Raw genomic sequence first — 2307 nt, forward strand, 5'->3', positions numbered from 1 at the left:
AGCCTGTCGGCGCTCGGGCATGGGCTGGTGCCGCGCGCCATAGTAGCGTTCTCGCGCCGGCATCCGCAGGTGCGCATCAGCTATCAGGTCCGCACCTCCAACATCGTGCGCGACCTGGTGGCGTCTGGCAGTTTCGATATCGGGCTCGCGGCCGACGAGGTCGACACCAGCGGCGTGCTGCACAGCATCTTCACCACGCCGCGCGCCGTTTGCGTCATGCCGAAGAACCACCGGCTGGCGCGGAAGCAGATGATCACGCCGGCCGATCTCGCCGACGAGGCTTTCCTGGCATTGTCGCCGGAAGATACGGCTCGGCTCGCGATGGACAAGATCCTGGCCGCGCATGGGGTACGGCCGCGCATCCTGATCGAAACGCCCTACGGCCTGACCATCGCTATCCTTGCAGCGAAGGGCATGGGGATTGGCTTGGTCAATCCCTCCGTCATTGCGGACCGCATGATCGGCGGCATTTTGGCCAGGCCATTCGAGCCGGCCGTCAATTTCCGCGCGCTACTCCTGCGCCCGCCGGACGGCATCAATTCGACCTTGATCACCGACTTCATTGCCGAACTCTATGCCGCCCGCAATATGCTATCGAGCGAGGCATAGGCAATGTGGCTCGCCGCCTAAACATAGACGCGACCGGTCTTGCCTCAGTAAGGCGCGGACGTCCATGGCCTCACGCAGCCTCGCACGGCGCAAATTCGTGTTCGCCCTTTAGCCGGCTTCCTCGTTTGCAAGAAACCGGACGATCTCGGCGAACGCGGAGCTATCCTGCCAGAGAAATAGATGGCCACCTTCGAACATGCGCAAGGTCGCCCTCGGGAGTCTTCCCACCATGCATTCCTGAGATGACGGTAGAGCGATCCCGTCGTACCACCCGCCACATATTAGAACTGGGGACCCGATTTGGTCCAGGCGCTCCCAGGGGCGTTGTCACGGTAACCGCGTGTCAGGGATCGCTGCGATAGATGCTGGGGACGAACACTTCGCAGATCAGCTACAAACGGCATCGGTTCCCAACCGAGATCATCGCCCACGCGGTGTGGCTGTATTATCGATTTCCGCTGAGCCTGCGTCGTGTCGAAGAAATGCTGCTGGAGCGCGGCATTGTCGTTTCCTACGAGCCGATCCGTCGGTGGGGAAAGAAGTTCGGGCTGGACTACGCCCGGCGCCTGCGCCGCAAGCAGCCCAGTCGAAATGATATCTGGCACCTCGACGAAGTCGCCATCATGATCGCCGGCAAGAAGCATTGGTTATGGCGGGCCGTCAACCAGGACGGCTATGTGCTCGACGAGATCGGCTAGACCCGGCGCAACACTAAGGCCGCCAAGCGCGTGCTGACACGGCTGTTGAAGAAGCAGGGCCAGGTGCCGAAGCGCATGATCACCGACAAGCTCGGCTCCTATGGAGCAGCGCGGCGTCTAGTCATGACGGACATCGAGCACCGGTCGCACAAGGGCTTGAACAACAGAGCGGAGAATTCGCATGTGCCACTGCGAAAACGAGAGCGGATGATGCAAGCTTTTCGATCACCGGGGAGCCTCCAGCGTTTCGTCTCGACGTTCTCTGCAGTCCGCAATCTCTTCGTCCCGCCCCGTTCAAAACGCTCCGCCTTTCAGATCCATCTTCACCGCTTGAATGCCATGGCGCAATGGAAAGCTGCTGCCGGCGTGATCGCCTGAAATCATTCCCAAAAGTCACAACGACAGCCCATCTCCGTTTATGTGACATCACCTCTTGGGGTTGATGATGCTCCCGCGGGTCGAATAGAGGTCGCCAAAGAGGTAGCGGCGCCGTCTTTCCCGGCACAAACCAGCTCCTGCGCTCGTCGTTCCACCTCGCTCGCGGAAACGCCCCCGAAATCGCTCGACGGTCATTCGGTCATAAGGAAAGTTCGCCAAGGCACCGGGCGTGTCTTGTTTCTGAGGCGTAGAATGATGCTTGGATTCCTCCACGGTCGTGCCGTCAGGTGTTGGATCCGCAGAGCAACGTCCCGCCGGCCTAATGGTTCACACGCGAGCCAGAACTCTGGGCGCGCTGGGATTGGGCAGGCTAGTACTCCGTAATCATTCGGCGCGGCGGAGCGCAATTAGGAGTCTCGCGAGTGCACCGTGGACTTGCGAAGCCCGTGAGCAAATCGCCGATGGCGGTAACGAATCCGGAAACTCGTCCCGGCTGCGTTGTTCAGCGCTGGCGCCTGATTCCTGGCCGAGGAACGCTTGCCGCGCCAACCCTGCAACCTAGTACTACAGTTGCGGATGCCGATGCCGTTTGTAGTGACAGATGGTGGCCGCAGCCTGATGT

At 60.8% G+C, this 2307-nt stretch carries 1 protein-coding gene and 1 pseudogene; both read left to right on the forward strand.

What is annotated here, in order from left to right; translation table 11 throughout:
• Positions 1 to 609: LysR substrate-binding domain-containing protein (locus X773_RS73375; RefSeq protein WP_023680953.1), on the forward strand; the 609-nt coding region annotated here is incomplete at its 5' end.
• 362 nt (positions 610 to 971) lie between these two features.
• Positions 972 to 1685 (forward strand): annotated as a pseudogene (locus tag X773_RS73380) (IS6 family transposase).
• The last annotated feature ends 622 nt before the right edge of the window (positions 1686 to 2307 follow it).

This window comes from Mesorhizobium sp. LSJC280B00, assembly GCF_000502835.1.
In the GTDB taxonomy this organism is placed as follows: domain Bacteria; phylum Pseudomonadota; class Alphaproteobacteria; order Rhizobiales; family Rhizobiaceae; genus Mesorhizobium.